Consider the following 25169-nt stretch of genomic DNA (forward strand, 5'->3'; position numbering starts at 1 on the left):
GAGCTTCCCACGGGGCTGCGTCAGACCGTCTCGGGATGGTGGCTGAGGAGGCGCGCGGCGTCTAAGGTCACGCCTTGCTCTCTTCGAACGGTGCCGTGCCCTTGCGTCTTTTCGCCGCCTTTCTCGTCTGGCTGACCTTCGCCGCCTCGGCGACCGCCGCGCCTTCTGCCCTGGATCAGGCGCTGAAGGCCGGCGCCGTCCCCTCCGCCGCAGGACCACAGCGCACCGAGCGAATCGAGGCCGAACTGGTCCCGATGAGCGCCTGGGCCGCGCCTGGCTCGACGGCGATCGTCGCCATTCGTCAGAAGATCAAGCCTGGCTGGCACACCTATTGGCGCAACCAGGGCGATTCGGGCGGCCCCACCACCCTGACCTGGTCGCTGCCCGCCGGGGTCTCGCCCGGCGACATCCTGTGGCCCCTGCCGGAACGTCAGCGTCTGCAGAGCCTGATGAACTACGGCTACTCGGACACGGTCTTCCTGCCCGTGCCGATCGAGGTCACGGCCTCGGCCCGCCCCGGCGAGACCCTGCCCCTGCGTGTCACCGCCCACTTCTACGTTTGCAGCGACGAGATGTGCGTGCCCGAGGATCTGGACCTGGCGTTGAACTTGCCGGTGCGCGACGGCGCCGCGCCGCTGGACCCACGCTTCGGCCAGTTGGTGCAGGACGTGGTCGCCATCGCCCCCCGGCCTGCCGGAATCGAGGCGCGCGCCGTCTTTGCCGACGGCGCGCTGACCCTGACGGCGACCGGCGGCCCTCTGGCGAACGCAACGCCTAAGTGGGCCTATTTCTTCCCGTTCGAGGGCGGCGTCATCGACCATGCCGCCGTTCAAACCGGCGAGCGAGGGCCACAGGGCCTGACCTTGAACCTCGCGCCCGGCCGCGGCCTGTCCGCCAACGGCCTGAAACCGCCGCTGACCGGGGTCCTGTCCACCGATCTCGGCGCCTGGGAGATTTCAGCCGATCAGGGCGCGCCCCTGCTTGGTGCAACGGGTCAGGGCGCGCTCGGCGACGGCGATGAGGCCAGGGCGTCATCCGCTGGATCGACTGCCCCCGCCGACTTCGCCAAGGCCGCCCTGTTCGCCCTGCTGGGCGGACTGATCCTCAACCTCATGCCCTGCGTCTTCCCCATCCTGGCGATGAAGGCGGCGGCGCTCAGCCGCTCGGCTCACCACCCCGCCGAGGCCCGCCGCGACGGCCTGGCCTTCCTGGCCGGGGTGCTGGCGACCTTCCTCCTGCTGGCCGGAGCCTTGCTGGCCCTGCGTGCCGGCGGTCAGGCCCTGGGCTGGGGCTTCCAACTGCAGTCGCCGGGCGTGGTCGCCGCCCTTTCCCTGCTGATGCTGGCCGTGGCGCTGAACCTGTCAGGCGTCTTCCATATCGGTTCGGGCCTGCAGGGCGCCGGGCATGGTCCGCTGTCGCGCCTGCCGGGCGCAGCGGGCGCCTTCTTCACCGGGGTTCTGGCCGTGGTCGTGGCCGCGCCCTGCACCGCCCCCTTCATGGCCTTTGCGCTGGGGGCCGCCCTGCTGATGCCCTGGCCGATGGCGCTGGCGGTCTTTCTGATGCTGGGGCTGGGCCTAGCCCTGCCCTATGTCCTGATCAGCCTGTCGCCGCGCCTGTTGGCCCGCCTGCCTCGGCCCGGCGCGTGGATGGAGACGCTGAGAAACCTGCTGGCCTTCCCCATGTATGGCGCCGCCCTGTGGCTGGCCTGGGTCTATGGCCGTCAGACCGCCGACGCCCTGGCTCTGCTGTTTGGCGCCGGTCTGATGCTGGCCCTGGCCCTGTGGCTGTATGGACGATCTCAGGCCGCCAGCGGCACGCGCCGTCTCGCCGGAATCGCCGCCGCCCTGTCGATGATCGCCGCGCTCGGCCTTGGCGTCCTGGCGGCCCGCGCCGGCCCGGCTTCAAGCGAGGCCGCAGCCTCCGCCTCCGCCCATCTGCCGTCCCAGCCCTGGTCCGAAGCCGCGGTTCAGGCGGCCCTGGCCGAGGGCCGTCCGGTTCTGGTCAACTTCACCGCCGACTGGTGCGTCACCTGCAAGATCAACGAGGGCGCGGCCCTGTCCTCGCCGCGCACGGCCGAGGCCATGCAGGCGGCCAACGCCGTCTACCTCATCGGCGACTGGACCCGTCGCGACGACGCCATCACCGCCGAATTGCAACGCCACGGCCGCTCGGGCGTGCCGCTGTATCTGCTCTATCAACCCGGTCAGGCGGCGCCACGCATCCTGCCCCAGCTTTTGACCGAGGGCACCGTCGTCGGCGCTCTGAAGGACGCCGCCCGCTGACTTTCACCTGAAGGAGACCATCCGATGATCCGCATGCTGACCGTCGCTTCCGCCTCGCTTCTCCTGCTCGCCGCCTGCGAGCAGCAACCCGCCACCGCGCCGGACAAGGCCGCGCCCGCCGCGACCGAAACCGCGACGCCCGCCATCGCCGGGCCAGGCGACATGGCCCCGGCCTTCACCCTGGTCGATGCAGAGGGCGTCCAGCGCTCGCTGGCGGACTTCAAGGGCAAGACGGTGGTGTTGGAGTGGACCAACGAAGGCTGCCCCTTCGTGAAGAAGCACTACAGCGGCGCCATGCAGGCCTTGCAGCGCGAGGCGGTCGCCGACGGCGTGGTCTGGCTGACCATCATCTCCTCGGCGCCGGGAACCCAGGGCTTCGTCGAGGGCGAGGAGGCGACGGCCTGGAAGGCCAAACACCAGGCCGCCTTCACCCACCTGCTGCTGGACCCGACGGGCGAGGTGGGCAAACGCTATGACGCCAAGACCACGCCCGACATGCGCATCATTGACCCTGAAGGCCGCCTGATCTTCGTCGGCGGCATCGACGACAAGCCGACCAACAAGGTCGAGGACCTGCAAGGCGCTGAGAACTTCGTCCGCACCGCCCTGGCCGACGCCAAGGCCGGACGCCCCGTCCAGACCGCCTTCGCCCAGCCCTATGGCTGCGCGATCAAATACCCGGAGACGGTCGAGAGCTAAGTCCAGCTCGACCGCTTCTCGCCCCAGGCCCAGCACTTCAAGGGGCGGTAGGCCCCTCACGAATGCGCCTCAAATAGCCCGAAGGGCGATAGGCCCCTACAAAGAAGCCTCGCCAGGTCGTCCTCAGACGGCCGGGTGAGGCGGCGAGGTGATGACCTCGACGTTGTCGTTCAGAAGATAGGCCAGTTCTTCCAGCGCGACCTTGCGTTCGGCGGCGTTGGGGGCGGCTTCGACGGCGGCGACCTTCTTGGGCATGTCCTCGGAAATGCCGCGCAGGATGCACTTCAGGTCATTGTCAGTGCCGCGCTCCTTCAGCACCAGATGGCCCTGCAGATCGCGAGCGGCCAGGTCGGCGGCCTGGGACTTGAAGCCGGTGAAGACGTCGCCGGCCATGAAGCCTTCAGCGTCTGCAGCGCCCGAGGCGATCCAGCCGTCGACGATGGATTTCAGCGCGCCGGAGCGTTCAACCAGGTCAGCGAACAGGGGCTCCTGGGCCACCGAGACCGGCGCGTCGGCGGCGACGGGCGGCAGGGCCGCAGCCTCGGCCACAGCCGGATCGCTGAGCATCAGAACGGCGGCGAGAATGATTCCGCAGGACATGGGGGCATCCCTTTTCACTGGCGGTCGGGGGAAAAGACCAATTGGAAATCCAAGTTGACCCGGCCGTTGATTGAACTCTTCTAGGCCTGAGCCATAAACGAAGGGTTGCAAGCGTCGTGCCGTTTCCTGGGCCGACGCCAACGGGGGAGACGAGGATGCCGCACGCCGCCTGGACCGAACTGGAGGCCGTCGCCCGCCACGACGCCGACGCCCGCATCAGCGATCAGTTCGCCACCGACCCCGGTCGCCTGGCGCGTATGACCGTGGACGCCGCCGGCCTGCATCTGGACCTGTCCAAGCAGAGCTGGACCCGCGCCGGCTTCGACGCCGCCCTGGCCTTGGCCCGCGTCGCCAACGTAGAGGGCCGCCGCGCCGCCCTGTTCGACGGCGAGGCCGTCAACGCCACCGAGGGCCGGGCTGTGCTGCACCCCGCCCTGCGCGCGCCTGAAGGCGCCGACTTCCACGCCCTGGGCGAGGCCGTCTCCGCCGAGGTGGACGCCGTTCGCGGTCAGATGCGCGACTACGCCCACGCCGTCCGGTCCAGCATCGAGACAGGCGCGACCGGCCGGCCGTTTGAAACCGTGGTCCATATCGGGATCGGCGGGTCGGATCTGGGGCCGCGCGTCATCTGGGACGCCCTGCGCCCGCTCGCCCCGGCCATCGAGGTGCGTTTCGTCGCCAATATCGACCCGCGCGACATGGCCGAGGCCCTGACCGGGCTGGACCCGGAAACCACCCTGATCATCGTCGTCTCCAAGACCTTCACCACCCAGGAAACCCTGGCCAACGCCGAGGCCGCCAAGGCCTGGCTGGCGGCCTCCCTGCCTGCCGACGGCATGGACAGGCACTTCATCGGCGTCACCGCCGCGCCGGAGAAGGCCGCCGCCTTCGGTTGCGGTCGCACCTTCGCCTTCCGCGACTGGGTCGGTGGACGCTATTCATTGTGGTCGGCGGTCAGCCTCAGTTGCGCCATCGGACTGGGCTGGGACGTCTTCCAGGGCTTCCTCGACGGGGCCGCTGAACTGGACCGGCACTTCCTGGAGGCTCCGCTGGAGGTCAATGCCCCGGTCCTGCTGGCCCTCGCTCAGATCTACAACGTCGACGGCCTGCACCGCCCCGCGCGCACCGTGGCCCCCTACGCCCATGCCCTGCGTCGCCTGCCCGCCTTCCTGCAGCAGTTGGAAATGGAATCGAACGGCAAGCGGGTGCGCCGCGACGGCGCGCCGGTCGGTCGCCAGACCTGCCCCGTCGTCTTCGGCGAGCCCGGCACCAACGGCCAGCACGCCTTTTTCCAGCAGATCCACCAAGGACCGCAGGTGGTTCCGGCCGAGTTCGTCATTGTCGCCTCCACCCACGACGACAGGTCGGAAAGCCCGCTGTGGGCCAACGCCCTGGCCCAGGGCCAGGCCCTGATGCAGGGCAAGACCGAAGCTCAGGCCCACGCCGAACTGATCGCCTCGGGCGCTTCCGAAGCCGAGGCTGACCGTCTGGCCCCGCACAAGACCTTCCCGGGCAACCGCCCCTCGACGGCCATCGTCATGGACCGGCTGACGCCGCAGACCCTCGGCGCCCTGATCGCGCTTTATGAGCACAAGACCTTCGTCGAGGGCGTGATCTGGGACATCAACAGCTTCGACCAGTGGGGCGTCGAACTGGGCAAGGTTCTGGCCAAGGCCGTGCTGAAGGATGTGGCGGCGGGCGCGCCCTCGCCTGACCTCGATCCCTCGACGGCGGCCCTGCTGAAGCGGCTGCTGCGCTAGACCCTAGCCCCGGAATCCGTCCTTGGCGGCGCGGCGAACGGCGAAGTCTGTGGCGTCGGCAGCGCGCAGGAAGGGGTTGAAGCGGCGCTCCACGCCGACGCTGGTCGGCACAGTGGGTTCGCCCCGCTCGCGGGCGGCGAAGACGGCCTCGGCGTGGGCCAGCATTTCCGGACGCTCATCGAGGCTGAGGGCGAAGCGCGCGTTCGAGGCTGTGTATTCGTGGGCGCAATAGAGCGTCGTGGTCTCGGGCCAGACGGCGATGCGGCTCAGGCTGTCCCACATCTGTTCAGGCGTGCCCTCGAACAGGCGGCCGCAGCCCAGGGCGAAGATGACGTCGCCGACGAAGGCCAGATCATCCGTCACGGCGCGATAGACCACGTGACCCAGGGTGTGGCCGGGCGACAGCACCACCTCAAACGCGGTTTCGCCCAGCCGCACCACCTCGCCGTCAGCCACGTCGCGATCCAGGGGCGCCGCGCGGCGGACCTCTTCCGGGCCGATGATTTCGCAGCCGGTCTCGGCCTTCAGCCGCTCGTTGCCGCCGGTGTGATCGGGGTGCCAGTGGGTGTTGAGGATCAGGTCCAGCCGGCCCCAGCCCGACGCCTCGATCTCGGCCAGGATCGCGTCGGCGTCCGGCGTGTCCACAGCGGCGACCAGACCGGTCGCCTCGTCGCGGATCAGGAAGCCGTAGTTGTCGGACAGGCAGGCGAACTGGCGCACGGTCAGGGTCATGCGGGCATTCTAGCAGCCGAGGCCATCCGGGGACTATAGTGGCGCGAAACGAGCCAAGCTCGACCCCGCTGCCCAAAGCCCGACCGGGCGTCGGCGATCGTTCGCCGCCCCCACGGAGCGATGAACGCAGCGAATAGAGCGTGAGTGAGAGAAATGCGGCGCAGCATCGACGATCTTCGCACCTTCTACGGCGAGCCGACCGGCGCGCTGGTGCGGCGCGTGCTGGCGCGACGGCTGGACGACGCCTGGGGCGAGGCCAATGGCTGCGATGTGCTGGGCATCGGCTACGCCACGCCCTGGCTGGACGGCTTTGTCGGGGCGCGGCGGATCATCGCCGCCATGCCGGGCGGACAGGGCGCCGAGCAGTGGGCGGCGGCGGGGCGCAACCGCACGCTTCTGGTCGATGAGAAACGCCTGCCCTTCGCCGCCGGCGCCTTTGACCGCATCCTGCTGGTTCACGCCCTGGAAGAGGCAGACGATCCGCGCGCCCTGCTGACCGAGGCGGTTCGGGCCTTGGCGCCCGCCGGACGCATCATCCTGGCCACAGCAGCGCGCGGCGGGATGTGGGCGCGGGCCGAGACCACCCCCTTTGGCCACGGCCGTCCCTTCACCCGCGGCCAGCTGGAACGGCTGGTGCGCGAGGTGGGGCTGGAGCCCGCCGCCTGGTCCCAGGCCCTTTATGTGCCGCCGTGGCGCCCCCTGCTGCCGATGGCGGACGGGATCGAGCAGTTGGGTCGCTGGGTGTTTCCAGGCGCCGCCGGCCTGATCATGCTGGAGGCCACGCGGCAATCCTATGCCCGCATCCGCCCCCAGGGTTTGGCCCAGGCCGTGCTGGCGGGACGCCCCGCCCTGACCCCCTCGCCCGCGTCGCGCGACCATGGGCCGCCCGCCCATGCTCTGGTCGGCGAGCGCAAACGGCCTTAAGGCGAGCCCATGCAGCGACTGATCATCATGCGTCACGCCCAGGCCGAAAAGAGCGCGCCCGGCGGCGACATCGACCGCCCCCTGTCCAAGCATGGCCTGGCCGACGCCCTGGCCATGGGCCGGGCTCTGTCCGAACGCGGCCTGCGCCCCGACACCGCCCTGGTGTCCGCAGCCCGGCGCACGCATCAGACCTGGGACGCGGTCAGCGAGGCCATGGGCGACGTCGAGGTGCATCTGTCGCCTGCCCTCTACAACGCTTCGTCGGACGTGCTGCGCCGCGCGGTCGAGGCCGCCGAGGACACAGCGGGCTGCCTGATGCTGGTGGCGCACAATCCGGGGGTGCATCAGTTGGCGGTCGAATACCTGATCGAGAGCGCCGCCTCGCCCGGCGTGCTGGACAAGATGAGCGGCGGCTTCCCCACCGGGGCGGCGGCGATCTTCACCGTCGATGTCGCGGGACGCCCCTCCTATGAAGGCTGGCTGACGCCGCACGATCTCGAAAAATGACCGACGCCCTGCCGACCACCGCCTTCAAGATCCTGAGCCGCGCCGACTGGCGGGCAAGCCTGGCCGAGGGCGCCTATGACGGCTCCCCGGTCGACCACGCCGACGGCTATATCCACCTGTCCGCCGCCGACCAGTTGGCCGTGACCGCCGCCAAGCATTACGCGGGTCAGAGCGATCTGATGCTGGTCGAAGTCGATCTGGAGGCGCTGGGCGAGACTCTGGTCTGGGAGCCGTCGCGCGGCGGCGCCCTGTTCCCCCATATCTACGGCCCCCTGCCCGTCGCGGCGACGCGGGGCGTGCGCGCCCTGGCGGTGACAGACGGCGGCGACATGATCCTGAGCGAGCTTCCATGAGCCTGACCGACCTTGGCGCCGTCATCCTGCGCCAGATGGACCCCGAGACCGCGCACCGGCTGGCCATTCGCGCCCTGCAGGTCACGCCCCTGCCCGCGCCGCGCGCCGACGACCCCATCCTGATGACCCGCATCGCCGGGCTGGAGATGTCCAATCCCGTCGGTCTGGCCGCCGGTCTGGACAAGAACGGCGAGGCGCTGGACGGCCTGTCGCGGCTGGGTTTCGGCACCGTGGAATGCGGCTCGGTCACGCCCCGGCCGCAACCCGGCAATCCCAAGCCGCGCCTGTTCCGACTGTCCGAAGACCGGGCCGTCATCAACCGCATGGGCTTCAACAACGAGGGGCTGGAACCCTTCGCTGGTCGCTTGGCCAACCGGCCCAAGCGCACGCCCATCGGCGCCAATCTGGGGGCCAACAAGGACACCGAGGACAAGGCGGCCGACTATGTCGCCGGTCTGCACCGTCTGGCGGGCCTGGCCGACTATTTCACCATCAACATCTCCTCGCCCAATACGCCGGGCCTGCGCGCCCTGCAGGGCCGCGAGGCGCTGGACGACCTGCTGGGTCGGATCAACGAGGCCCGTCCAGGCGACGGCGCCCCGGTCTTCCTGAAGATCGCGCCTGACCTGATCGGCGAAGAGATCGGCATGATCGTCGAGGCCTCGCTGGCGCACGGCATCGACGCCCTGATCGTGTCCAACACCACCCTGGAACGCCCCGCCTCGCTGAAATCCGGTTTTGCGGGCGAGGCCGGGGGCCTGTCAGGCGCCCCGCTCAAGCCCTTCGCGCAGAAGGCGCTGGAAGCCGCCGCCGAGGCCGCAGCCGGGCGTCTGCCGCTGATCGCGGTCGGCGGCATCGAGAGCGGCGCGGACGCCTGGGCCCGTATCCGCGCGGGCGCCTCGGCGGTGCAGATCTATTCAGCCCTCATCTATGACGGCCCCGGCCTGGTCGGCGCCATCAAGCGGGATCTGGTCGCCCGCCTGCGCGCTGAAGGCTTCCGCCACATTTCTGACGCGGTTGGCGCCGGCCGTTGACGGAGCATTAGGGCAAGCGACGGCATCATCGCTTCGATGGGCGAAATCGCCTGCTCGGAAAGTCGCATGACGCAAACCGCCGCCGACGCCCCCACCATCTGGGCGCCCGCAATCCGCCAACGCCGCAAGGCGATGCTGCAACGCATCGTCATGGGGGCGGCGACCGCGCTGGTGTTCAGCCCCATGCTCGGCTGGCGCTTCAGCGCCATATGGCTGGTGATCTACACCCTGATCCAGTTTCTGGAGGCCGAGGTCTTCCGCCCGGTCGTCGCCGGCGCGGTGACGGAGCCGGCTGGCTGGCGCGGGGTCTATGGCGATCTGGTGCTGATCTTGAACGCCGGCTTCTTCGGCGTCATGGCGGTCCCCCTATGGGTCGTCGGCGGAGCGATGGGCGGCGTCGCGGCCTCGGTCCTGCTGTCGGCCGGCATGATCAACTCGGTCATCATGTCCGCCGGCTCGATGCGGATCTTCGCCTGCACCGTCCTGCCCCAGTTGGCGATCTTCGCCCTGACTCCGCTGTTCATGGCCCGGATGGGCGCCGCGCCCCATATCGTGACCGCCGTGTCGGTGGCCATCCTGTCCTACACCGTCTTCTGTCTGAACACGCGCCGCCACCTGTTCCGCGCCAACCGCGCCGAGACCGAGGCTCGCATCGAGGCTGACCGCAAACGTGCCGAGGCCGAGGCCGTCATGGCCAGCCGCGGCGCCTTCCTGGCCGCCGTCGCCCACGACCTGCGCACCCCGATCAGCGCCATCCTGACCGGCGCCGCCGAGTTGGACCGCGGCGACAAGACGGGATCCTCGTCGCGTCAGCAGGTCGCCCTGATCACGGACGCCGGTCTGATGATGAAGGACCTGCTCGACGATCTGCTGGATCACGCCCGCCTGGACGCTGGGCGGATGAATGTCGAAAGCCGGGATTTCGACCTGCGCCTGCTGCTGTCGCAGACGGCCCGGCTGTGGGCCGGCCCCGCCCGAGCCAAAGGTCTGCGCCTTCGGATGGAAGGCGCGCGAACCCTGCCCGGAATGGTTCGCGGCGACGCCATGCGGCTTCGCCAAGTCCTGAACAACCTGATCTCCAACGCCATGAAGTTCACGGACGCGGGGTCGATCACCCTGGGCCTGCAGTCCTGGCCTGACGAGCATGGCGCCCATGTTCTGCTGATCAATGTGGCCGATACCGGTCCGGGCATGAGCGTGGAGCAGTTGGCGCGCCTCTTCACCCCCTTCGACCAGACGGCCGATGGCGTCGCCGCCCTCTATGGCGGGTCCGGCCTGGGGCTGGCGATCAGCCGCGATCTGACCGAGCTCATGGGCGGCCGGCTGACGGTGCGCAGCGCGCCAGGTCAGGGCGCGGTCTTCACGATTTCCCTGGTCCTGCCGCGTGGCGCGAGCGCGGACATCGAGACCGCCCTGACGCCCGAAGCCCGCGGGCTGGTCGCCAAGGCCCTGTCGCGCCCGACGCCGCCCCTGCCGCCATCGGAGCCCGAGACTGTCGAACCGGCGCCGACGGTCGATGAGGCGTCATTCGACGAGCGCCCCTTGCGGGTTCTTGTGGTCGACGATCACGCCATCAACCGCCGCGCCATCCAGTTGATCCTGCAATCGGTCGATTGCGAGATCGCCATGGCCGAGGACGGTCTGGCCGCGCTGGACGCCTGCAACCGGACGGCGTTCGACGTCGTCTTCATGGATGTGCGGATGCCGGAACTGGATGGTCGCGAAACCACGCGCCGCCTGCGCGCAGGGGGCGGGCTGAACGCCGCCGTTCCGGTCATCGCGGTCACCGCCGATACGGCGCCGGAAGACATCGCTGCCTGCACCGCCGCCGGAATGAACTATTTCGTGTCCAAGCCGCTGACCCCCGGATCGCTGCTGGGCGCTCTGTCGCAGGTGCTGGAAGAGGCCGCTGTCGTCGCCGAGAGCGCGGCGGCCTGACCCCCTTCGATCTCGGCTAGAAGATCTTCGGCCAGGCCGGGGTCCCGCAGGCGACATTCCCACACCGTCACCACGCGCCATCCGGTGGCGGACAACGCCGCCGCGACACGACGGTCGCGCGCCCGATTGCGCTCGATCTTGGTGATCCAATACTCAGCGTTGGTCTGGGGTTTTCGCGCCCCGCGCGGGCAATCATGGCCGTGCCAGAAGCAGCCGTGGACGAAGAGCACGACCTTGCGCCCCTTCATCACCACGTCGGGCCGTCCGGGCAGGCCGCAGCCGCCCAGACGGTAGCCGATCCCGGCGGCGCGCAGCATCCGCCGGACCTTCATCTCGGGCGCGGTGTCGCGCCCCTTCACCCGGCGCATGACCGCGCTGCGTTTTTCCGGGGTGAAGACGTCTGTCATGGCTCAGACCATGACAGGCGGGATCAGAGCTGGGCCAGCAAGTGCTCGGCCGAGGACACCTTGAACTCGCCGCCCTGTTCGATGTTCAGTTGATCGACCACGCCGTCCTTGACCAGCATGGAATAGCGCTGCGAACGCTCGCCCATGCCGAAACCCTTGGCGTCCAGGGCCAGGCCGACGCTTCGCGTGAAGTCGCCATTGCCGTCGGCCAGCATGATGATGTCGTCCGTGCCGTTCAGGTCGTTGGCCTGGGCCCAGGCGCCCATGACGAAGGCGTCGTTGACCGACAGGCAGGCCACGGCGTCGACGCCCTTGGCGGCCAGGTCAGCGCGGTTGTCAACATAGCCCGGCAGGTGACGCGCCGAGCAGGTCGGGGTGAAGGCGCCGGGCACAGCGAACAGGGCGACCGTCTTGCCGCCGAACAGTTCAGCCGTGGTGACCGGCTTGGGGCCGTCGGCGGTCATGGTGGTCAGGGTCGCGTCGGGGATGCGGTCGCCGATCTGGATGGTCATGGAGGTCTCCGGAGCTGGAATGGCCCGGGGAATCCGGGCGGCGTTCAAACGTCAGATAGAGACGCGAAGAAGGATCGCCAAGCGGACTTCGTTCCCTGCATCTTGCACATGGCCCTTCGCCACCCGATGATAGCCCTATGACCGCCTTCTCCTCCCTGACCGGGCGTCTTCTGGTGGCCATGCCGGGCATAGACGACGACCGTTTCCGCCACGCCGTCATCCTGGTCTGCGCTCACGACGACGAGCACGCCATGGGCCTGCGGCTAGACCAGCCCGCGCCGGGCGTCACCCTTTCCGAGGTGCTGACGAAGCTGGATACGCCTGTCTCCGAAGCCATGGCGGCCCAGTCCGTTTTGATCGGCGGGCCGGTCGAACGCGAGCGCGGCTTCGTCCTGCACACCGACGACTGGACCAATGACGACGTCAGCCTGACCTTCGGCGAGGGTCTGGCCGTGACCGGCACCCGCGACGCCCTGGCCGCCATGAGCGACCCCGACGAAGGCCCGCGCCAGTCGATCCTGCTGCTAGGCTACGCCGGCTGGGGCGAGGGCCAGTTGGATGAAGAGCTCAGCGAAAACGTCTGGCTGACCGCCGACGCCGATCCCGAGCTGATCTTCGACGCCGACTACGCCACCAAGTGGAGCCGGGCGCTGGCGGGCCTCGGCGTCGATGCGGCCCGCCTGTCAGCGCAGAGCGGGCGGGCCTGATGGCTCACTTCCGACAAGTCGCCATCAAGGACGCTTGAAGGCTGGTCGCGGCTGTCGCCCCCTCAACCGCACGTTCTACGGCCCGCCGCTCTTGGCCTTTGCTGCGTTTGAAGATCAGAACGGCGAAGTCGCGTTTCCCTGCCGTGCCGCAAACCAACCGCCATTGCCGCTTCAAGGACTCGGCGCCGGCCCACTGACCTTTCGAGGTGATCTCGATGGGCCTGTCGCTAGCTTCAACGAGAGGTGCAATGGCCAGACGTGCGAACCGGCGTTCCTCCCATCTTTCCCAAAGCACCACCCCGACCATCAGAGGGGGGAACAGAAAGAGCCAGGCGACAACCGGCAAGGCTCCGGCGCGATGAAGCGCCTTGATCAAGCCGATCGCGCCTTGATCGGGGCGGAACCGTCGGCCAGGGACTCGTTCAGATAGACCTCGGCCTCCTGGGCCGGAAGCGCGGGCGCGTAGCCGAAGCCCTGGCCGTAGTGGCAGCTGGCGTCCAGCAGAAGGCCCGCCAGTTCGGCGTTCTCGACCCCTTCGGCCACGACCTCCAGCGACAGGTCGCGGCCCAGGTTGACGACCGACTTGACGATCTTGGCCGAGCCCTCGTCCTTGTTCATCGTCAGGACGAAGTAGCGGTCGATCTTCAACGTATCGAAGGGCAGGCGCGCCAGATAGGACAGGGACGAGAAGCCGGTGCCGAAGTCGTCCAGCGCCAGGCTAGCCCCAGCTTCGCGCAACTGGGTCAGGACCTCGGCGGCGTGCGCGGTGTCGCGCATGATGTCGCCTTCGGTGACTTCAAGCTTCAGCGCGCCGCGCGGCAGGCCGGTTTCCTGGATGATGCGAGCCACGTCCTCGACCAGATGGTCGCGTTCGATCTCGCCGACCGAAAGGTTCACGCTGCAGAACAGCTTGCCCGCGCCGGGGTGGCGGTGCAGCCACTCGGCCAACTGACGCGAGGCCTGGGTCATCATCAGCAGGCCCAGCTCGTTCATCAGGCCCATTTCGTCGGCCAGGGTCAGGAACTCGTCCGGCGGCACCAGGCCGCGCTGCGGATGGCGCCAGCGCACCAGGGCCTCGAAGCCGGCGACGGCCCCGGTCTTCAGGTTGACGATGGGCTGATAGAAGGGCTCGATCTCGCCACGCACGAAGGCGTTGCGCAGATCCGATTCCAGCGCCAGGCGCGACAGGCTGTCGGTCTCCAGCGCCCGGCCATAGGCGGCCGCCCCGCCGCGCCCGGCGGTCTTGGCCTGCTCCACCGCCAGTTCGACCCGGCGCAGCAGTTCTGCGGGATCAGGCGCATCCGGCCCGCCCTCGGCAGCGACAGCGCCGATAGAGACGGTCGGATAGATGTCGAAGCCGGCGACGCGCAGCGGCTGCTCCAGCGCCTCACGCATGCGTTCGCTGGCGCTGGTGGCGCCGCGCGGGGCCAGGACGGCGAACTCATCCTCGCCGATGCGGGCCGGTGAGCAGTCCTGGGAAAAGGCGCCGGACAGACGCGAGCCCAGGGCCGACAGCACCAGATCGGCGCGTTCATGTCCCAGGGCCTCGTTCAGGCGGCGCAGGCGATCCACGTCAGCCACAACCAGCTCATAATCGCCTGGCTGGGCCAAGGTCTCGGCCACACGAACCAGGAAGGTGCGGCGGTCCAGCAGGCCCGTGAGGACGTCGCGGTCGGCGCCGGCGAACTTGGTCTCCAGCGCCACGACACCCGCCGCGCGCAGGCCGTCCTCGAGCCAGACGCCGCGCCACAGGCAGGTCTCGCAGCCGCGCATCCGCAACCGCACGGCGATCTCGGTGCCCTCGGCCTGAGGCTTCAGCAGGCGGTCGGCCAGGGCCCGGTCTTGCGGCATGGCCAGGGCGGCGAAAGCCGCGCCCGAGCATTCCGGCGCCAGTGGGCCAAGGCCCAATGATCGCGTGGCCCCGGTAAAGCGAATCTGGTCGTCTGCGGGGGTCCAGATCCACAGCGCGGCATCGGCGGCGGCCAGCGCCTCGATCGCCGTCGTCGGGTCCCAGGCCAGCGCTCTGGATCGTGTATTCAAAGCGAATCCCGGGTGTAAGAACTGAACACGGCCGGGTCCGGGACGAACTCGTCCTCGATGACGCCGAACAGCAGATGATCTGCCCATGCGCCGTTAATTTTCAAATAAGCTTTCGCCAGTCCTTCATGCCGAAAGCCCGCCTTTTCCAGAACCCGGCGTGAGGCCTGGTTGGTCGGGACGCAGGCGGCCTCGACCCGGTGCAGCTTCAACGCTCCGAAGGCGAAGCCCAGCATGGCCAGCGCCGCCGCCGTGCCCGCCCCCTGCCCGGCATAGGGCTGACCGATCCAGTAGCCGAGCGTGCCGGTCTCAGCCACGCCGCGCCGGATGTTGGACAGGGTAATGGCTCCCATGAGCCGTTCTTCCTCGGGATCAAAGACGAACAGGGGCCAGGCCGTCCCCAACTCCATCTCGCGAGCATAGACCCCCAGGCGACGACGAAAGGCTGAGCGTGTCAGGTCGTCCTCGGCCCAGGCGGGCTCCCACGGCTGCAGGTAGTCGCGCGATCCGCCACGCAGTTCGGCCCATTCCGCATGGTCTGAGGGACGCGGCGGGCGCAGCAGGACCCCCTGTCCGCGCAGGACCGGTCCGGTCGCCTCGGCCATCCAGTCGAACAGGGCCATGGGCGCAGATTACCTTGATGCGCCGCCGACGCCAGCCAGGACTTAGCCGCCCTGCTTCAATCGCGCAGAGAAGGCCGCGCCCGCTGGTCCCGCCGCCTTGGGCCCCAGGACCGCCGTAGCTGTTCGGCCGGCCTCGATCAGGGACCGGCCGACGGCGCGCAAGTCGTCGCTGGTCTGGGCCAGGATGCGCGCGGCGCTGTCCTCGGACAGGACCGGGGCGCCAAAGATCAGGGTCTGGGCGGCGTTGCGGCCCGCACGGCTGGCGGGGCTCTCGTCGGCCATCCACAGGGTGGCGTTCAGCACGGCCTTGGCGCGGGACAGTTCGGCGTCGGTCGGGCCGTTTTCGGCCAGGTCCAGCAGCTCGGCGGCGCTGACCTCGGCCAGTTCGACCGCGCGGTCGGCGGCGGCCCCGGCGTAGATGCCCAGCAGGCCGGCGTCCTCATAGGCCTCCTGATAGGCGTCGATGGCGTAGGCCAGCCCCCGATCCTCGCGCGCGCTCTGGAACAGGCGAGAGGCCATGCCCCCGCCGAGGATTTCAGTGAACAGCCGCAAGGCTGGCAAGCGCAGGTCCATTGCTCCCATCGACGGCAACTGGAAGACCAGATTGGCCTGTTCGATCTTGCGCGTCAGCCTGGCGTCGCCGCCGACGAAGACGGCGGGCGCCAGACGTTCGACCGGGGTCGTCGCCTCCTGCCCGAACCAGCGCTCGGCCAAGGCCAGAAGCTCGTTCTCGTCCACCGCGCCCGACACCGCCACCACCATTCGGTCCGGCGAATAGAGCCGGGCGCGCCAATCGGCGACGGCGGCGCGGTCGGCCGCCTTCAGGCTTTCGACGGTGCCGAGGATCGGGCGGCCCAGCGACTGCCCCGCATAGGCCTGCGTCTGGGCCATTTCGAAGACGTGGTCGTCGGGGGTGTCGAAGGCTTCGGCGATCTCCTGAGCCACGACGTCCTTCTCGCGGACGATCTCGACGGGATCGAGCGTGGGACGGAAGACCAGATCCGACACCACCTGCATGGCCAGCGGCAGCGAGCCATGCAGGGCGCGAATCTCGAAGCTGGTGCGCTCATAGCCAGTGGCGGCGTTGATCGAGCCGCCCTCGGCCTCGATCCGCTCGACGATGTCGCGCGCGCCCATGTTCCCGGCGCCCTTGAAGACCAGATGCTCCAGCAGATGCGACCAGCCGGATCGGGCCTCATCCTCCATCCGCGCCCCGCCGCGCACGGCGACGGTCAGGGCGAAGGTCCTGAGACCGGGCATGGGGTCGCAGACGACGCGAACGCCGTTGGACAGGGTGTGTAGGCGAGCGGTCAGGAGACTGAATCCTTGCGGGTCATGCGGCGGCGCAGCAGCACCACGTAAAAGGCGATCAGGGCGGCGGCGAGACCGAACCAGGTCAGGGCATACCCCAGGTGGTTGTTCGTGAAGGCGGCGGGCGGCGCGGACGGCTTCAACGCCTGCCAATCGGGATTGGTCGAAGTGGTCGCAAACACGGTAAAGGGCGAGATCGGCCCCTCGACCTTGAGCGCGCGGGCCATAGCCTCGGCGTCGCGCCCGTAGAAATGATTGCCGGCGGGCGGCGGGGTCAGGGCGCTGGGCGCCGGCGAGCGACGCAAAACGCCGGTGATGACGACCGGCATGGTGTCGTCGGCCTTGACCGACGGGCGGGCCGAAATGTCCGCCGCGACGAAGCCGCGATCGACCAGCAGGGTCGGGCCGCCCTCAACGGCGCAGGCGGAGACCAGACGCACGCCCGCGTCGCTGTTCTCGATGGATTGCAGCTCGACATAGGGCGCCGCCGACAGACCGCGGCAGGTCAGGATGACACGACGGAATTCGGGGTTCTCGACCTTGAGGACCTCGGCCAGCGGCAGGGGCGGCTTGTCGGCGGCGGCCTCGGCCCCAGTGATCAGGCCCTCCTTCCACTGCATCCGCTGCACCTGCCAGACGCCGAGCGCCAGCAGAGCGCCCAGCAGCAGGACGGCGAGGACGGTCAGGACGACCGGGAAACGCGGGCGGGCGGCGACTGTCATTTCGGGTCTCGGGTTCTCAGCATCTGCAGGGCGGTCATCAGCCCCTTGCCGGGGCGCATCAGGCCCAGGGCCAGGGCGGCGACCAGAGGCAGCCAGATGATCAGGTGCAGCCAGATCGGGGGATGCCAGGCGATCTCGACCGCCAGAGCCGTGAAGCCGACCAGGAAGCCGGCGATCTGCATGATGAAGGTGGCGGCGCCGTCCCCGGTCTCGACCGAGGCCAGGTCATAGCCGCAGGTCTCGCAGGTCGGACGGATCTTCAGAAAGCCCTGAAACAGTCGGCCCTGCCCGCAGTTGGGACAGCGCCCCCGAACACCGGCCAGAACCGCCTGCCCCCCAAGCAAATCGGCGCGGGACTGTTCGTCCCGCGCCGTTTGAAGTGCAGAGCCTCGATCGCTCAACGTCAGCCGAAGGTGACGTAGACGAAGGCGAACAGGAACAGCCAGACCACGTCCACGAAGTGCCAGTACCAGGCGGCGGCCTCGAAGCCGAAGTGCTTCTGCGGCGTCATCTGACCGGCTTGCAGACGCAGCAGGCAGACGGCCAGGAAGATGGTGCCGATCAGGACGTGGAAGCCGTGGAAGCCCGTCGTCAGGAAGAAGACCGAACCATAGAGCTTCGAGTGGGTCGCGGCTTCGTTGAAGAAGTAACCCTCGTGCAGGATGTGGTGATACTCATAGGCCTGAACGCCGGTGAACAGCACGCCCAGAAGGACGGTGATCAGCAGACCCAGCTTGGCGGCCTTGCGGTCGCCGACCTGCAGCGCATGGTGCGCCCAGGTGACGGTCGTGCCCGACAGCAGCAGGATGACGGTGTTCAGCAGCGGCAGGCCCCAGGGGTCCAGCAGCTCGACGCCCTTGGGCGGCCAGGTCGTCCACGAGGCGGCGGTGTCGGCCCAGTTGCCGACTTCCGGGGTCAGGGCGCGCGACTCGGTGAAGAGCGCCATGTCGAAGAACATCCAGAAGAAGGCGACGAAGAACATCACTTCCGAAGCGATGAACAGGATCATGCCGTAGCGCAGGCCGATCGAGACAACCGGAGTGTGGTCGCCCTTCTTGGATTCCTTGATGACGTCCGACCACCAGCCGTACATGGCGTAAAGGACGCCGGCCAGACCAGCGAAGAAGACGTACTTGGTGCCGGCCTCAAGGCCGAACAGGCCCTTCATCCAGATGACCGCGCCAACGAACATGACCACACAGGCCAGGGACGAAATCAGCGGCCAGGGGCTCGGGTCCACCAGGTGGTAGTCGTGATGCGGTTTCGCGTGCGCGTCGGCCATTCCAGGGTCTCTGAATTAAGGCGAGAGATCGTTCTTACAGGGGCTATAGCCTCCGCTATCCGGCTTTGCCAGTAGCGGATTGGCCGGAAGCGGCCTGCTGGAACCCTTTGGTGGGGAAGAAGGTGTAGCTGAGGGTGATTTCCCGCACGCCTTTCGACTCGGCGTCGGTCGCGATTTCCGGGGCGACGAAATACTGGACCGGGAATTCCTTGGTCTCGCCAGGGCCAATTTCCTGCCCCTCGAAACAGAAGCACTGCAGCTTCTGGAAATAGGGACCGGCGCGTTCCGGCACGACGTTATAGGCCGCCGTGGCATGAATCGGCTGATCCGAGGTGTTGGTTACCTTGAAATAGGCCATGCCCGTTTCGCCGATCCGCACGCGCTGGCTGACCTGCTCGGCCTTGAAGTCCATCGGCAGATTGCGGACGTTGGTGTCGAAGCGGATCAGAACGCTCTGGTCCAGGATCTGGGTCGGCGCGGATTCGGCCTTCTTCACCGTGCCGTCAAAGCCGGTCACCTGACAAAAGAGACGATACAGCGGCACCGCGGCGAAGGCCGCACCGGTCATGCCCATGACCACGGCCGCACAGATCAGCGCGACGAGGTTCTTGCGGTCCTTCACTGGGCCGGCTCCGCGACCGGGGCCTCCGGTGCAGGCAGGGCCGGGTCGGCGCGTTCCAGCGTTGCGGCGGCGGCGGCCTCGGCCGCCTTGCGCGCCTGGGTGTTGCGCTGAAGGTTGGTCACCGTGACGATGAAGACCAGAACGATGAAGCCGACCAGGCCCAGGGCAATGGCCACGTTGCGGCGCTTGCGCGCCAGAACTTGCTCGTCGGTCAGTTTGACAAAATCAGGACGGGTCACGCGGTCAGGCTCCCAGGCCCGGCAGCTGCTCGACCAGGAGGGCCGAGAACAGCGCCATCAGATACAGGATGGAAAAGGCGAACAGATTACGGGCCGGTTTGGCCTCGGCCCGGACGTCATACAATGCGGCCTCTCGCCCCACCGCCTCGGCCTTGTCCGGCTGATCACCGGCGCGCGAGCGCCACAGGCGGACGGCCAGGGCCAGGAAGAACAGCCCTCCGGCCACAGACACCGCCAGATAGACGACCCCGCCGAGGCCGAGGAAGGCCGGGGCGATGGCCACCGGCACGAAGATCAGGGTGTAGATCAGGATCTGCAGGCGGGTCGACTTGGCGCCGCGCGCCACCGGCATCATCGGAATGCCCGCCTTGGCGTAGTCGCCGGCCGAATAGAGGGCCAGGGCCCAGGAATGCGGCGGGGTCCACAGGAAGATGATGGCGAACAGCAGCCAGGCCTGCCACGGCGCGTCGCCCGTCACCGCCGCCCAGCCGATGACCGGCGGGAAGGCGCCGGCGGCGCCGCCGATGACGATGTTCTGGGGCGTCCGGCGCTTGAGCAGCAGGGTGTAGAAGCCAGCGTAATAGACGATGGTCAGGGCCAGAAGGCCGCCGGCCAGCCAGTTGGTCGTCATGCCCAACAGCATGACCGCGAAGATCGACAGGATGACGCCGAAAGCCATGGCGTCGTTTTTCCGGACGCGGCCCGCCGCGACGGGACGGCCGCGCGTGCGGCGCATCAGGGCGTCGGTCTCGCCTTCCAGAGCCATGTTCAGGGCGCCAGCAGCCCCCGCCCCCACGGCGATGCACAGGACGGCGATGGCAGCCAATAGCAGGTTGGGGCGCCCCGGCGCCACGACCAGCCCCGTCACGGCGGTGAAGACCACCAGCGACATGACGCGCGGCTTCAGCAGCTGGAAGAAGTCTTCCGGCTGGGCTGTGGTCACGAGGGGGGTCTCACGAGTGGGGCGGTCGGTCATGGTCATAAAAAGCCAAAGGCCGCCCTTCCGGTGACGAAAGGGCGGCCTCTCTAGGGTTATCCGGTTCGGATCAGTGGTTGTCCGCCTTGACCACCGGCAGTTCGTTGAACTGGTGGTGCGGCGGGGGCGACGACAGGGTCCACTCCAGGGTGGTGGCGCCTTCGCCCCACGGATTGGCCTCGCCCTTGCGGCGACGGATCGCAGCTTCAGCCAGCATGACCAGGAAGACGGCGACGCCGACGATGGTGATCAGGTAGCCGATGGACGAGATGTGGTTCCAGTAGGTGAAGGCTTCCGGGTAGTCGATGTAGCGACGCGGCATGCCCTGCAGACCCAGGAAGTGCTGCGGGAAGAAGACGAGGTTCACGCCGACGAACATGATCCAGAAGTGGGTCGCGCCGAGGAACTCGTTGTACTTCACGCCGAACATCTTTTCGAACCAGTAGTAGAAACCGGCGAAGATCGAGAAGACGGCGCCCAGCGACAGCACGTAGTGGAAGTGGGCCACAACATAGTAGGTGTCGTGCAGGCTGTAGTCGATGCCGGCATTCGACAGGACCACGCCGGTCACGCCGCCGAGGGTGAACAGGAAGATGAAGCCCATCGCCCACAGCATGGGCGTCTTGAAGGTGATGGAGCCGCCCCACATGGTGGCGATCCAGCTGAAGATCTTCACGCCGGTCGGCACGGCGATGATCATCGTCGCGGCCACGAAGTAGGCGCGCAGGTTGATGCTCATGCCCACGGTGTACATGTGGTGCGCCCACACGATGAAGCCGATGAAGCCGATGGCGACCATGGCGTAGGCCATGGCGAGGTAGCCGAAGATCGGCTTCTTCGAGAAGGTCGAGACGATGTGCGAGATGATGCCGAAGCCCGGCAGGATCATGATGTAAACTTCGGGGTGACCGAAGAACCAGAACAGGTGCTGGTACATCACCGGGTCGCCGCCGCCGGCCGGATCGAAGAAGCTGGTGCCGAAGTTACGGTCCGTCAGCAGCATGGTGATGGCGCCCGCCAGAACCGGCAGCGACAGCAGCAGCAGGAAGGCCGTGATCAGCACGCCCCAGGCGAACAGCGGCATGCGGTGCAGGGTCATGCCCGGCGCGCGCATGTTGAAGATGGTGGTGATGAAGTTGATCGCGCCCAGGATCGACGAGGCGCCGGCGACGTGCAGCGAGAAGATCGCCAGGTCGAACGACGGTCCCGTGTGGCCCATGGTGGAGAGCGGGGGATAGGCCGTCCAGCCGCCGCCGAAGCCCTTGCCCGGGCCGCCGTCGACGAACATCGAGATGCACAGCAGGACGAAGGCGGCGAACAGCAGCCAGAACGAGATGTTGTTCAGGCGCGGGAAGGCCATGTCCGGCGCGCCGATCATGATCGGCGTGAAGTAGTTGGCGAAACCGCCCATGGTCGCGGGCATGACGACGAAGAAGACCATGATCAGGGCGTGGGCCGTGACCGTGACGTTGTAGCCGTGCTTGGAGGCTTCAACGATCCCCAGTTGCTGGATGATCGTGCCTTCCTTGAACAGCTGGATGCCCGGCTCAGCCAGTTCCCAGCGGATCAGGCCCGACAGGGCGCCGCCCACCAGACCGGTGAAGATGGCGAACATCAGGTAGAGCATCCCGATGTCTTTGTGGTTCGTCGACAGGAACCAGCGGGTGAAGAAACCCGGCTTGTGATCGTGATGATCGTCGTGTGTTGCGGCAGCGGTGGCCATGATCTTGGGGCTCTCGCGTCTGGTTACTGGGCGGCCGGCGCGACGGGCGCGGCAGCGGCTGCGGGGGCCGCGGGAGCGGCGGCGGTCGGGGCCGGTGCGGCGGCGGCGGCGGCCGAAGCCGCGGCGTCGTCAACCACAGCGGCCGGAGCAGCAGCAGTTGCGGCAGCGGCGGCGGCCGCAGCGGCTTCGTCGGCCTTCTTGGTCATGGAGCCGCCCTTGGAGGCGACCCAGGCGGCGAACTCAGCCTCGGTGACGACGTTGATCTGCATCGGCATGAAGGCGTGGTCGACGCCGCACAGCTCGGAGCACTGGCCGTAGTAGATGCCGGTCTTCTCGGCGTTGAACCAGGTCTCGTTGACGCGGCCCGGAACGGCGTCGGTCTTCAGGCCGAAGGCCGGCAGAGCCACGGCGTGGATCACGTCAGACGCGGTGACCAGCAGGCGGACGGTCTTGCCGACCGGCACGACCATCGGTTCGTCGGCGGCCAGACGGTAGAGGTGGGCCGGAGCCTTGTCCTCGGGGGTCATGTTCGAGATGTATTCGGCCACGCCCTGGTCGGGATATTCATAGGCCCAGTTCCACTGGTTGCCGGTGACCTTAACCGTCAGATCGGGGTCGGGCATGTCGTGGTAGGCGAACAGCAGGCGGAACGAGAACAGCGAGATGCCGACCAGGATCAACACCGGCACCACGGTCCAGATGACCTCGATGACCGTGTTGTGGCTCCACTTGGCGGGAACCGGGTTGGCCTTCTTGTTGTAGCGGATGGCGATCCAGATCAGCAGGCCCAGCACCAGCAGGGTGATGATCGTGATGACGGGCATCAACACCACATTGTGGAAGAAGATCGCCTCGTGCTTCAGCGGCGCCGCAGCGGGTTGCAGGTCGATTCCGCCGGGGGTCGGTTGACCCAGCAGATCCTGCGCCCATGCCGGCGCGGCGACGAAGGCGGCAAGGGCGGTCGCGGCGACACCGCCTCCGATCCGCGCCATGGCTCGCGTGCCCATCCCCATTCGATTCCTCATAAACCGTTTCGCAGCCGATACTTGCGAGCAATTCGCAAACACCCCCGGGCCCTTGCGGACCTCGGCGTTTCAGGCCGGTCCTTATCGGCTCGGGTAGCGCTTGCCAAGCGATCAAGACGCTCAAGTGACGGGATGAGGCAAAAGTTCGGCGGATTAATTCGCTGTCATGTAGCGACAGCTACCTTGCAGCGCACGATACCTTGCGATACCCATTCGTCATCAACGAAGGGAACGCCATGCCCGACTCCATCGACATCCAACTGAAGAAAGGCGTGCTGGGATTGTGCGTGCTGGCCCTGCTGGCCCGCGACGACAGCTACGCCTACGAGATCGCCAGCCGCCTGTCCGACGCCATCGGCATGGGCGAAGGCACCATCTATCCGCTGATGCGCCGCATGCAGACGGACGGCCTGGTCGAGACCTATCTGGTCGAATCGCCCAGCGGCCCGTCGCGCAAGTACTACCGCCTGACGCCAGGCGGCCGCACGGCCCTGCAAGGTCAAACCGCCGAATGGCGCGCCTTCGCCCAGGCGGTCGACGCCCTGGTCGCCGGAACCGCGCCGCACAGCGACACAATAGCGGCGGGCGCGCCGGTCGAACCGGCCGTCCTGACCGACCAATCCGCAGACGCACAAAGGGGAGCTGAACAATGAACCGCGCCGAATTCCTGGCCCGCCTGCAACGCGGCCTGGTCGGGTTGCCGACCACCACGGCGAACGAGATCGTCGCCGACTATGAAAGCCACTTCGCCGACGGCGCCGCCGCCGGCCGCACCGAGGCGCAGGTCGCCGAGGCCCTGGGCGACCCTGATCGTCTGGCCCGCGAACTGAAGGCCGAGGCCAGCGCCAAGCGCTGGGGACAAGAACAGACCGCCTCCTCCGCCGCCGGGGCCATCTTTGGCATCCTGGGGCTGGGCGCGATCGACATCCTGATCCTGCTGCCCATCGCCCTGCCGGTGTTCGGCACGGTGCTGTCCATCCTGATCGGCGGGGTAGCGGTCTTCGTCGCCGGCGGGTTCGTCCTGGTGGCCGGACCCTTCCTCGGCGTGCCGGGCGGTGCCTTGGCGGCGGCTCTTCTGGGGGTCGGCCTGATGGGTCTGGGCCTCTTCATGGGCGGCCTGATGGCCCTGCTGACCAAGTGGCTGATCGACGCCACCGTCTGGTACGCCCGCCTGCACTATCGCGTGGTCAAACCCGCGCTCGAACCCCAATCGCAAGCCTGATCCGGTTCTGAGGGAGGAACTGACATGATCCGCAATCTGCTCATCATCTCCGGCGCCGGTCTGATCCTGGCCATCGTCGGCATCGGCGGCTCCTTTGCCGTCGGGGGCCGCGATCTGGCCCGCCACGACTGGACCTGGGTGGTCACCGACGACAACGCCGGCGACGACAGCTTCAAGATCGAGCGCGGCGCCGTCTCGCCGGACACGACGCGCACCCTGGCCTGGACCGGCGACCAGAGGCTCGCCATCAACCTGCCCGCCGACATCACCTACGACCAGCAGGCGGACGAGCCGGGCGTCACCATCATCGGCCCCAAGACCGTCGTGGACCGCGTCCGCTTCGCCAACGGTCGGCTGACGATGGATGACGCCCCGCGCGGCGACCGCAGCTACATCCGCTGGACCCGCACCGGCATTCACGGCTGGAGCGAGACCGACGTGCTGAAGGTCATCATCAAGGCCCCCTCGGTGAAGGCCTTCGACCTGTCGGGCATGACCCAACTGAACATCCGCGGCTATGACCAGCCGACGCTGGACCTGACCCTCACCGGCGGCTCCGACGTGCAGGCCCAGGGCAAGACCGAGGCCGTGACGTTAGACATCTCCGGCTCGGGCAACGCCGAACTGGAAGAGCTGTTCGTCACTGACGCCAAGCTGCGCGTCAGCGGCAGCGGCGACGCCGAGGTCGGCCCGACCGGCAAGGCCGAGGTCGACGTCTCGGGCAGCGGCACGGTGCGCCTGACCCGCCGCCCGGCCCAGCTGCGCCAGGACATCAGCGGCTCGGGCGACGTGACGCAGGACTAAGCCTTAAAGGCGCCCTTCCCCCTCGAGGGGGGAAGGGTCGGGGATGGGGGTGTGGTCGCCGCCCTGACCATCAAAACGCGAGAGGCGGCGCCGCCTGCCTTCTCCGATCACACTGTCTGCCTTCTCCG

28 protein-coding genes are annotated in these 25169 nt (G+C 68.1%); 12 read left to right on the forward strand and 16 right to left on the reverse strand.

What is annotated here, in order from left to right; all coding sequences use genetic code 11:
- Window positions 1-95: 95 nt before the first annotated feature.
- Together CQ039_RS07350 and CQ039_RS07355 are read left to right on the forward strand one after the other, a co-directional pair.
- Window positions 96-2282 carry a protein-disulfide reductase DsbD gene (locus CQ039_RS07350; RefSeq protein WP_105562711.1) on the forward strand — a complete coding sequence of 729 codons (2187 nt, stop codon included), beginning with the start codon at window positions 96-98 and terminating at the stop codon, window positions 2280-2282.
- Between the two features lie 24 nt (window positions 2283-2306).
- A complete protein-coding gene (locus CQ039_RS07355) occupies window positions 2307-2981 on the forward strand; it encodes a thioredoxin family protein (protein ID WP_105562626.1) in 675 nt (224 codons plus the stop codon).
- A 123-nt stretch (window positions 2982-3104) separates the two neighbouring features.
- Here CQ039_RS07355 and CQ039_RS07360 read toward each other — a convergent pair whose 3' ends face one another.
- Window positions 3105-3581, reverse strand: a complete 477-nt coding sequence (locus tag CQ039_RS07360; RefSeq protein WP_105562625.1) for a hypothetical protein — start codon at window positions 3579-3581, stop codon at window positions 3105-3107.
- 155 nt (window positions 3582-3736) lie between these two features.
- Here CQ039_RS07360 and pgi point away from each other — a divergent pair, with 155 nt between their 5' ends.
- Window positions 3737-5341: a glucose-6-phosphate isomerase gene (gene pgi / locus CQ039_RS07365; protein WP_105562624.1), complete on the forward strand. Its 1605-nt coding sequence runs from the start codon at window positions 3737-3739 to the stop codon at window positions 5339-5341.
- A gap of 3 nt (window positions 5342-5344) precedes the next feature.
- Here pgi and gloB read toward each other — a convergent pair whose 3' ends face one another.
- Complete coding sequence (gene gloB, locus CQ039_RS07370; RefSeq protein ID WP_105562623.1) at window positions 5345-6073, reverse strand: hydroxyacylglutathione hydrolase; 729 nt, start codon at window positions 6071-6073, stop codon at window positions 5345-5347.
- 153 nt (window positions 6074-6226) lie between these two features.
- On the opposite strand from gloB, the gene CQ039_RS07375 reads away from it, so the two are divergent.
- The 5 genes from CQ039_RS07375 to CQ039_RS07395 all read left to right on the forward strand — a co-directional run bounded on the left by CQ039_RS07375 (window position 6227) and on the right by CQ039_RS07395 (window position 10829).
- Window positions 6227-6997 (forward strand): class I SAM-dependent methyltransferase, encoded by a 771-nt coding sequence (locus CQ039_RS07375; protein WP_105562622.1) that lies wholly within the window; start codon window positions 6227-6229, stop codon window positions 6995-6997.
- Between the two features lie 9 nt (window positions 6998-7006).
- Window positions 7007-7504: a histidine phosphatase family protein gene (locus tag CQ039_RS07380; protein WP_105562621.1), complete on the forward strand. Its 498-nt coding sequence runs from the start codon at window positions 7007-7009 to the stop codon at window positions 7502-7504.
- Entirely contained in the window at window positions 7501-7857 is a 357-nt protein-coding gene (locus CQ039_RS07385; RefSeq protein WP_105562620.1) for a DUF952 domain-containing protein, read from the forward strand. Before CQ039_RS07380 ends, CQ039_RS07385 begins: the two co-directional genes overlap by 4 nt.
- The gene (locus CQ039_RS07390) at window positions 7854-8891 is read left to right on the forward strand and encodes a quinone-dependent dihydroorotate dehydrogenase (RefSeq protein WP_105562619.1); all 1038 of its coding nucleotides are present in this window, start codon (window positions 7854-7856) and stop codon (window positions 8889-8891) included. Before CQ039_RS07385 ends, CQ039_RS07390 begins: the two co-directional genes overlap by 4 nt.
- Window positions 8892-8957: 66 nt before the next feature.
- The gene (locus tag CQ039_RS07395) at window positions 8958-10829 is read left to right on the forward strand and encodes an ATP-binding protein (RefSeq protein ID WP_105562710.1); all 1872 of its coding nucleotides are present in this window, start codon (window positions 8958-8960) and stop codon (window positions 10827-10829) included.
- Here the strand turns inward: CQ039_RS07395 and CQ039_RS07400 are convergent.
- Together CQ039_RS07400 and CQ039_RS07405 are read right to left on the reverse strand one after the other, a co-directional pair.
- Window positions 10730-11236, reverse strand: a complete 507-nt coding sequence (locus CQ039_RS07400) for a very short patch repair endonuclease (RefSeq protein WP_105562618.1) — start codon at window positions 11234-11236, stop codon at window positions 10730-10732. The two genes, CQ039_RS07395 and CQ039_RS07400, sit on opposite strands and share 100 nt — an antisense overlap.
- A 23-nt stretch (window positions 11237-11259) precedes the next feature.
- A complete protein-coding gene (locus CQ039_RS07405) occupies window positions 11260-11748 on the reverse strand; it encodes a peroxiredoxin (RefSeq protein WP_105562617.1) in 489 nt (162 codons plus the stop codon).
- A gap of 137 nt (window positions 11749-11885) precedes the next feature.
- Between CQ039_RS07405 and CQ039_RS07410 the strand changes: the two genes are divergently transcribed.
- On the forward strand, window positions 11886-12455 hold the full coding sequence (locus CQ039_RS07410; protein ID WP_105562616.1) for a YqgE/AlgH family protein: 570 nt from the start codon (window positions 11886-11888) through the stop codon (window positions 12453-12455).
- A 4-nt stretch (window positions 12456-12459) separates the two neighbouring features.
- On the opposite strand, the gene CQ039_RS07415 is transcribed toward CQ039_RS07410, so the two are convergent.
- The 12 genes from CQ039_RS07415 to coxB all read right to left on the reverse strand — a co-directional run bounded on the left by CQ039_RS07415 (window position 12460) and on the right by coxB (window position 23003).
- Window positions 12460-12831 (reverse strand): hypothetical protein, encoded by a 372-nt coding sequence (locus CQ039_RS07415; protein WP_105562615.1) that lies wholly within the window; start codon window positions 12829-12831, stop codon window positions 12460-12462.
- Window positions 12828-14495, reverse strand: coding sequence for a bifunctional diguanylate cyclase/phosphodiesterase (locus tag CQ039_RS07420; protein ID WP_105562614.1), 1668 nt, complete (start codon window positions 14493-14495; stop codon window positions 12828-12830). The genes CQ039_RS07415 and CQ039_RS07420 overlap by 4 nt, the downstream gene beginning before the upstream one ends.
- Window positions 14492-15115 carry a GNAT family N-acetyltransferase gene (locus CQ039_RS07425; protein WP_105562613.1) on the reverse strand — a complete coding sequence of 208 codons (624 nt, stop codon included), beginning with the start codon at window positions 15113-15115 and terminating at the stop codon, window positions 14492-14494. Before CQ039_RS07425 ends, CQ039_RS07420 begins: the two co-directional genes overlap by 4 nt.
- A 42-nt stretch (window positions 15116-15157) precedes the next feature.
- Window positions 15158-16375, reverse strand: coding sequence for a pitrilysin family protein (locus CQ039_RS07430; RefSeq protein ID WP_105562612.1), 1218 nt, complete (start codon window positions 16373-16375; stop codon window positions 15158-15160).
- Window positions 16376-16425: 50 nt separating this feature from the next.
- A complete protein-coding gene (locus CQ039_RS07435) occupies window positions 16426-17148 on the reverse strand; it encodes an SURF1 family protein (protein ID WP_105562611.1) in 723 nt (240 codons plus the stop codon).
- Complete coding sequence (locus CQ039_RS07440; protein ID WP_199183591.1) at window positions 17145-17492, reverse strand: DUF983 domain-containing protein; 348 nt, start codon at window positions 17490-17492, stop codon at window positions 17145-17147. Before CQ039_RS07440 ends, CQ039_RS07435 begins: the two co-directional genes overlap by 4 nt.
- 59 nt (window positions 17493-17551) lie before the next feature.
- The gene (locus CQ039_RS07445; protein WP_105562609.1) at window positions 17552-18430 is read right to left on the reverse strand and encodes a cytochrome c oxidase subunit 3; all 879 of its coding nucleotides are present in this window, start codon (window positions 18428-18430) and stop codon (window positions 17552-17554) included.
- A 55-nt stretch (window positions 18431-18485) separates the two neighbouring features.
- A complete protein-coding gene (locus CQ039_RS07450; RefSeq protein ID WP_255413091.1) occupies window positions 18486-19052 on the reverse strand; it encodes a cytochrome c oxidase assembly protein in 567 nt (188 codons plus the stop codon).
- Entirely contained in the window at window positions 19049-19291 is a 243-nt protein-coding gene (locus tag CQ039_RS07455) for a hypothetical protein (RefSeq protein WP_105562608.1), read from the reverse strand. The genes CQ039_RS07450 and CQ039_RS07455 overlap by 4 nt, the downstream gene beginning before the upstream one ends.
- A gap of 4 nt (window positions 19292-19295) precedes the next feature.
- Window positions 19296-20273 (reverse strand): heme o synthase, encoded by a 978-nt coding sequence (locus CQ039_RS07460; RefSeq protein ID WP_105562607.1) that lies wholly within the window; start codon window positions 20271-20273, stop codon window positions 19296-19298.
- 64 nt (window positions 20274-20337) lie between these two features.
- Window positions 20338-21990: a cytochrome c oxidase subunit I gene (gene ctaD / locus CQ039_RS07465; protein ID WP_105562606.1), complete on the reverse strand. Its 1653-nt coding sequence runs from the start codon at window positions 21988-21990 to the stop codon at window positions 20338-20340.
- Between the two features lie 23 nt (window positions 21991-22013).
- Complete coding sequence (gene coxB, locus CQ039_RS07470) at window positions 22014-23003, reverse strand: cytochrome c oxidase subunit II (RefSeq protein ID WP_105562605.1); 990 nt, start codon at window positions 23001-23003, stop codon at window positions 22014-22016.
- Window positions 23004-23251: 248 nt separating this feature from the next.
- Here coxB and CQ039_RS07475 point away from each other — a divergent pair, with 248 nt between their 5' ends.
- From CQ039_RS07475 to CQ039_RS07485, 3 genes are read left to right on the forward strand one after another with little or no spacing between them, the layout of a single operon-like run.
- Window positions 23252-23668 (forward strand): PadR family transcriptional regulator, encoded by a 417-nt coding sequence (locus tag CQ039_RS07475; RefSeq protein ID WP_105562604.1) that lies wholly within the window; start codon window positions 23252-23254, stop codon window positions 23666-23668.
- Window positions 23665-24237 carry a DUF1700 domain-containing protein gene (locus CQ039_RS07480; RefSeq protein WP_105562603.1) on the forward strand — a complete coding sequence of 191 codons (573 nt, stop codon included), beginning with the start codon at window positions 23665-23667 and terminating at the stop codon, window positions 24235-24237. Before CQ039_RS07475 ends, CQ039_RS07480 begins: the two co-directional genes overlap by 4 nt.
- 24 nt (window positions 24238-24261) lie before the next feature.
- Window positions 24262-25041: a GIN domain-containing protein gene (locus CQ039_RS07485; RefSeq protein ID WP_105562602.1), complete on the forward strand. Its 780-nt coding sequence runs from the start codon at window positions 24262-24264 to the stop codon at window positions 25039-25041.
- Window positions 25042-25169: the final 128 nt, after the last annotated feature.

Source organism: Brevundimonas sp. MYb52, assembly GCF_002979535.1.
GTDB lineage: Bacteria > Pseudomonadota > Alphaproteobacteria > Caulobacterales > Caulobacteraceae > Brevundimonas.

Excerpts from the sequence above, each read along its gene's own strand:
- CQ039_RS07355 (WP_105562626.1), top strand. The coding sequence starts at position 2,307 with ATGATCCGCATGCTGACCGTCGCTTCCGCCTCGCTTCTCCTGCTCGCC.
- CQ039_RS07360 (WP_105562625.1), bottom strand. The coding sequence starts at position 3,581 with ATGTCCTGCGGAATCATTCTCGCCGCCGTTCTGATGCTCAGCGATCCG.
- pgi (WP_105562624.1), top strand. The coding sequence starts at position 3,737 with ATGCCGCACGCCGCCTGGACCGAACTGGAGGCCGTCGCCCGCCACGAC.
- gloB (WP_105562623.1), bottom strand. The coding sequence starts at position 6,073 with ATGACCCTGACCGTGCGCCAGTTCGCCTGCCTGTCCGACAACTACGGC.
- CQ039_RS07375 (WP_105562622.1), top strand. The coding sequence starts at position 6,227 with ATGCGGCGCAGCATCGACGATCTTCGCACCTTCTACGGCGAGCCGACC.
- CQ039_RS07380 (WP_105562621.1), top strand. The coding sequence starts at position 7,007 with ATGCAGCGACTGATCATCATGCGTCACGCCCAGGCCGAAAAGAGCGCG.
- CQ039_RS07385 (WP_105562620.1), top strand. The coding sequence starts at position 7,501 with ATGACCGACGCCCTGCCGACCACCGCCTTCAAGATCCTGAGCCGCGCC.
- CQ039_RS07390 (WP_105562619.1), top strand. The coding sequence starts at position 7,854 with ATGAGCCTGACCGACCTTGGCGCCGTCATCCTGCGCCAGATGGACCCC.
- CQ039_RS07395 (WP_105562710.1), top strand. The coding sequence starts at position 8,958 with ATGACGCAAACCGCCGCCGACGCCCCCACCATCTGGGCGCCCGCAATC.
- CQ039_RS07400 (WP_105562618.1), bottom strand. The coding sequence starts at position 11,236 with ATGACAGACGTCTTCACCCCGGAAAAACGCAGCGCGGTCATGCGCCGG.
- CQ039_RS07405 (WP_105562617.1), bottom strand. The coding sequence starts at position 11,748 with ATGACCATCCAGATCGGCGACCGCATCCCCGACGCGACCCTGACCACC.
- CQ039_RS07410 (WP_105562616.1), top strand. The coding sequence starts at position 11,886 with ATGACCGCCTTCTCCTCCCTGACCGGGCGTCTTCTGGTGGCCATGCCG.
- CQ039_RS07425 (WP_105562613.1), bottom strand. The coding sequence starts at position 15,115 with ATGGCCCTGTTCGACTGGATGGCCGAGGCGACCGGACCGGTCCTGCGC.
- CQ039_RS07430 (WP_105562612.1), bottom strand. The coding sequence starts at position 16,375 with ATGCCCGGTCTCAGGACCTTCGCCCTGACCGTCGCCGTGCGCGGCGGG.
- CQ039_RS07435 (WP_105562611.1), bottom strand. The coding sequence starts at position 17,148 with ATGACAGTCGCCGCCCGCCCGCGTTTCCCGGTCGTCCTGACCGTCCTC.
- CQ039_RS07445 (WP_105562609.1), bottom strand. The coding sequence starts at position 18,430 with ATGGCCGACGCGCACGCGAAACCGCATCACGACTACCACCTGGTGGAC.
- CQ039_RS07460 (WP_105562607.1), bottom strand. The coding sequence starts at position 20,273 with ATGACCATGACCGACCGCCCCACTCGTGAGACCCCCCTCGTGACCACA.
- ctaD (WP_105562606.1), bottom strand. The coding sequence starts at position 21,990 with ATGGCCACCGCTGCCGCAACACACGACGATCATCACGATCACAAGCCG.
- coxB (WP_105562605.1), bottom strand. The coding sequence starts at position 23,003 with ATGGGGATGGGCACGCGAGCCATGGCGCGGATCGGAGGCGGTGTCGCC.
- CQ039_RS07475 (WP_105562604.1), top strand. The coding sequence starts at position 23,252 with ATGCCCGACTCCATCGACATCCAACTGAAGAAAGGCGTGCTGGGATTG.
- CQ039_RS07480 (WP_105562603.1), top strand. The coding sequence starts at position 23,665 with ATGAACCGCGCCGAATTCCTGGCCCGCCTGCAACGCGGCCTGGTCGGG.
- CQ039_RS07485 (WP_105562602.1), top strand. The coding sequence starts at position 24,262 with ATGATCCGCAATCTGCTCATCATCTCCGGCGCCGGTCTGATCCTGGCC.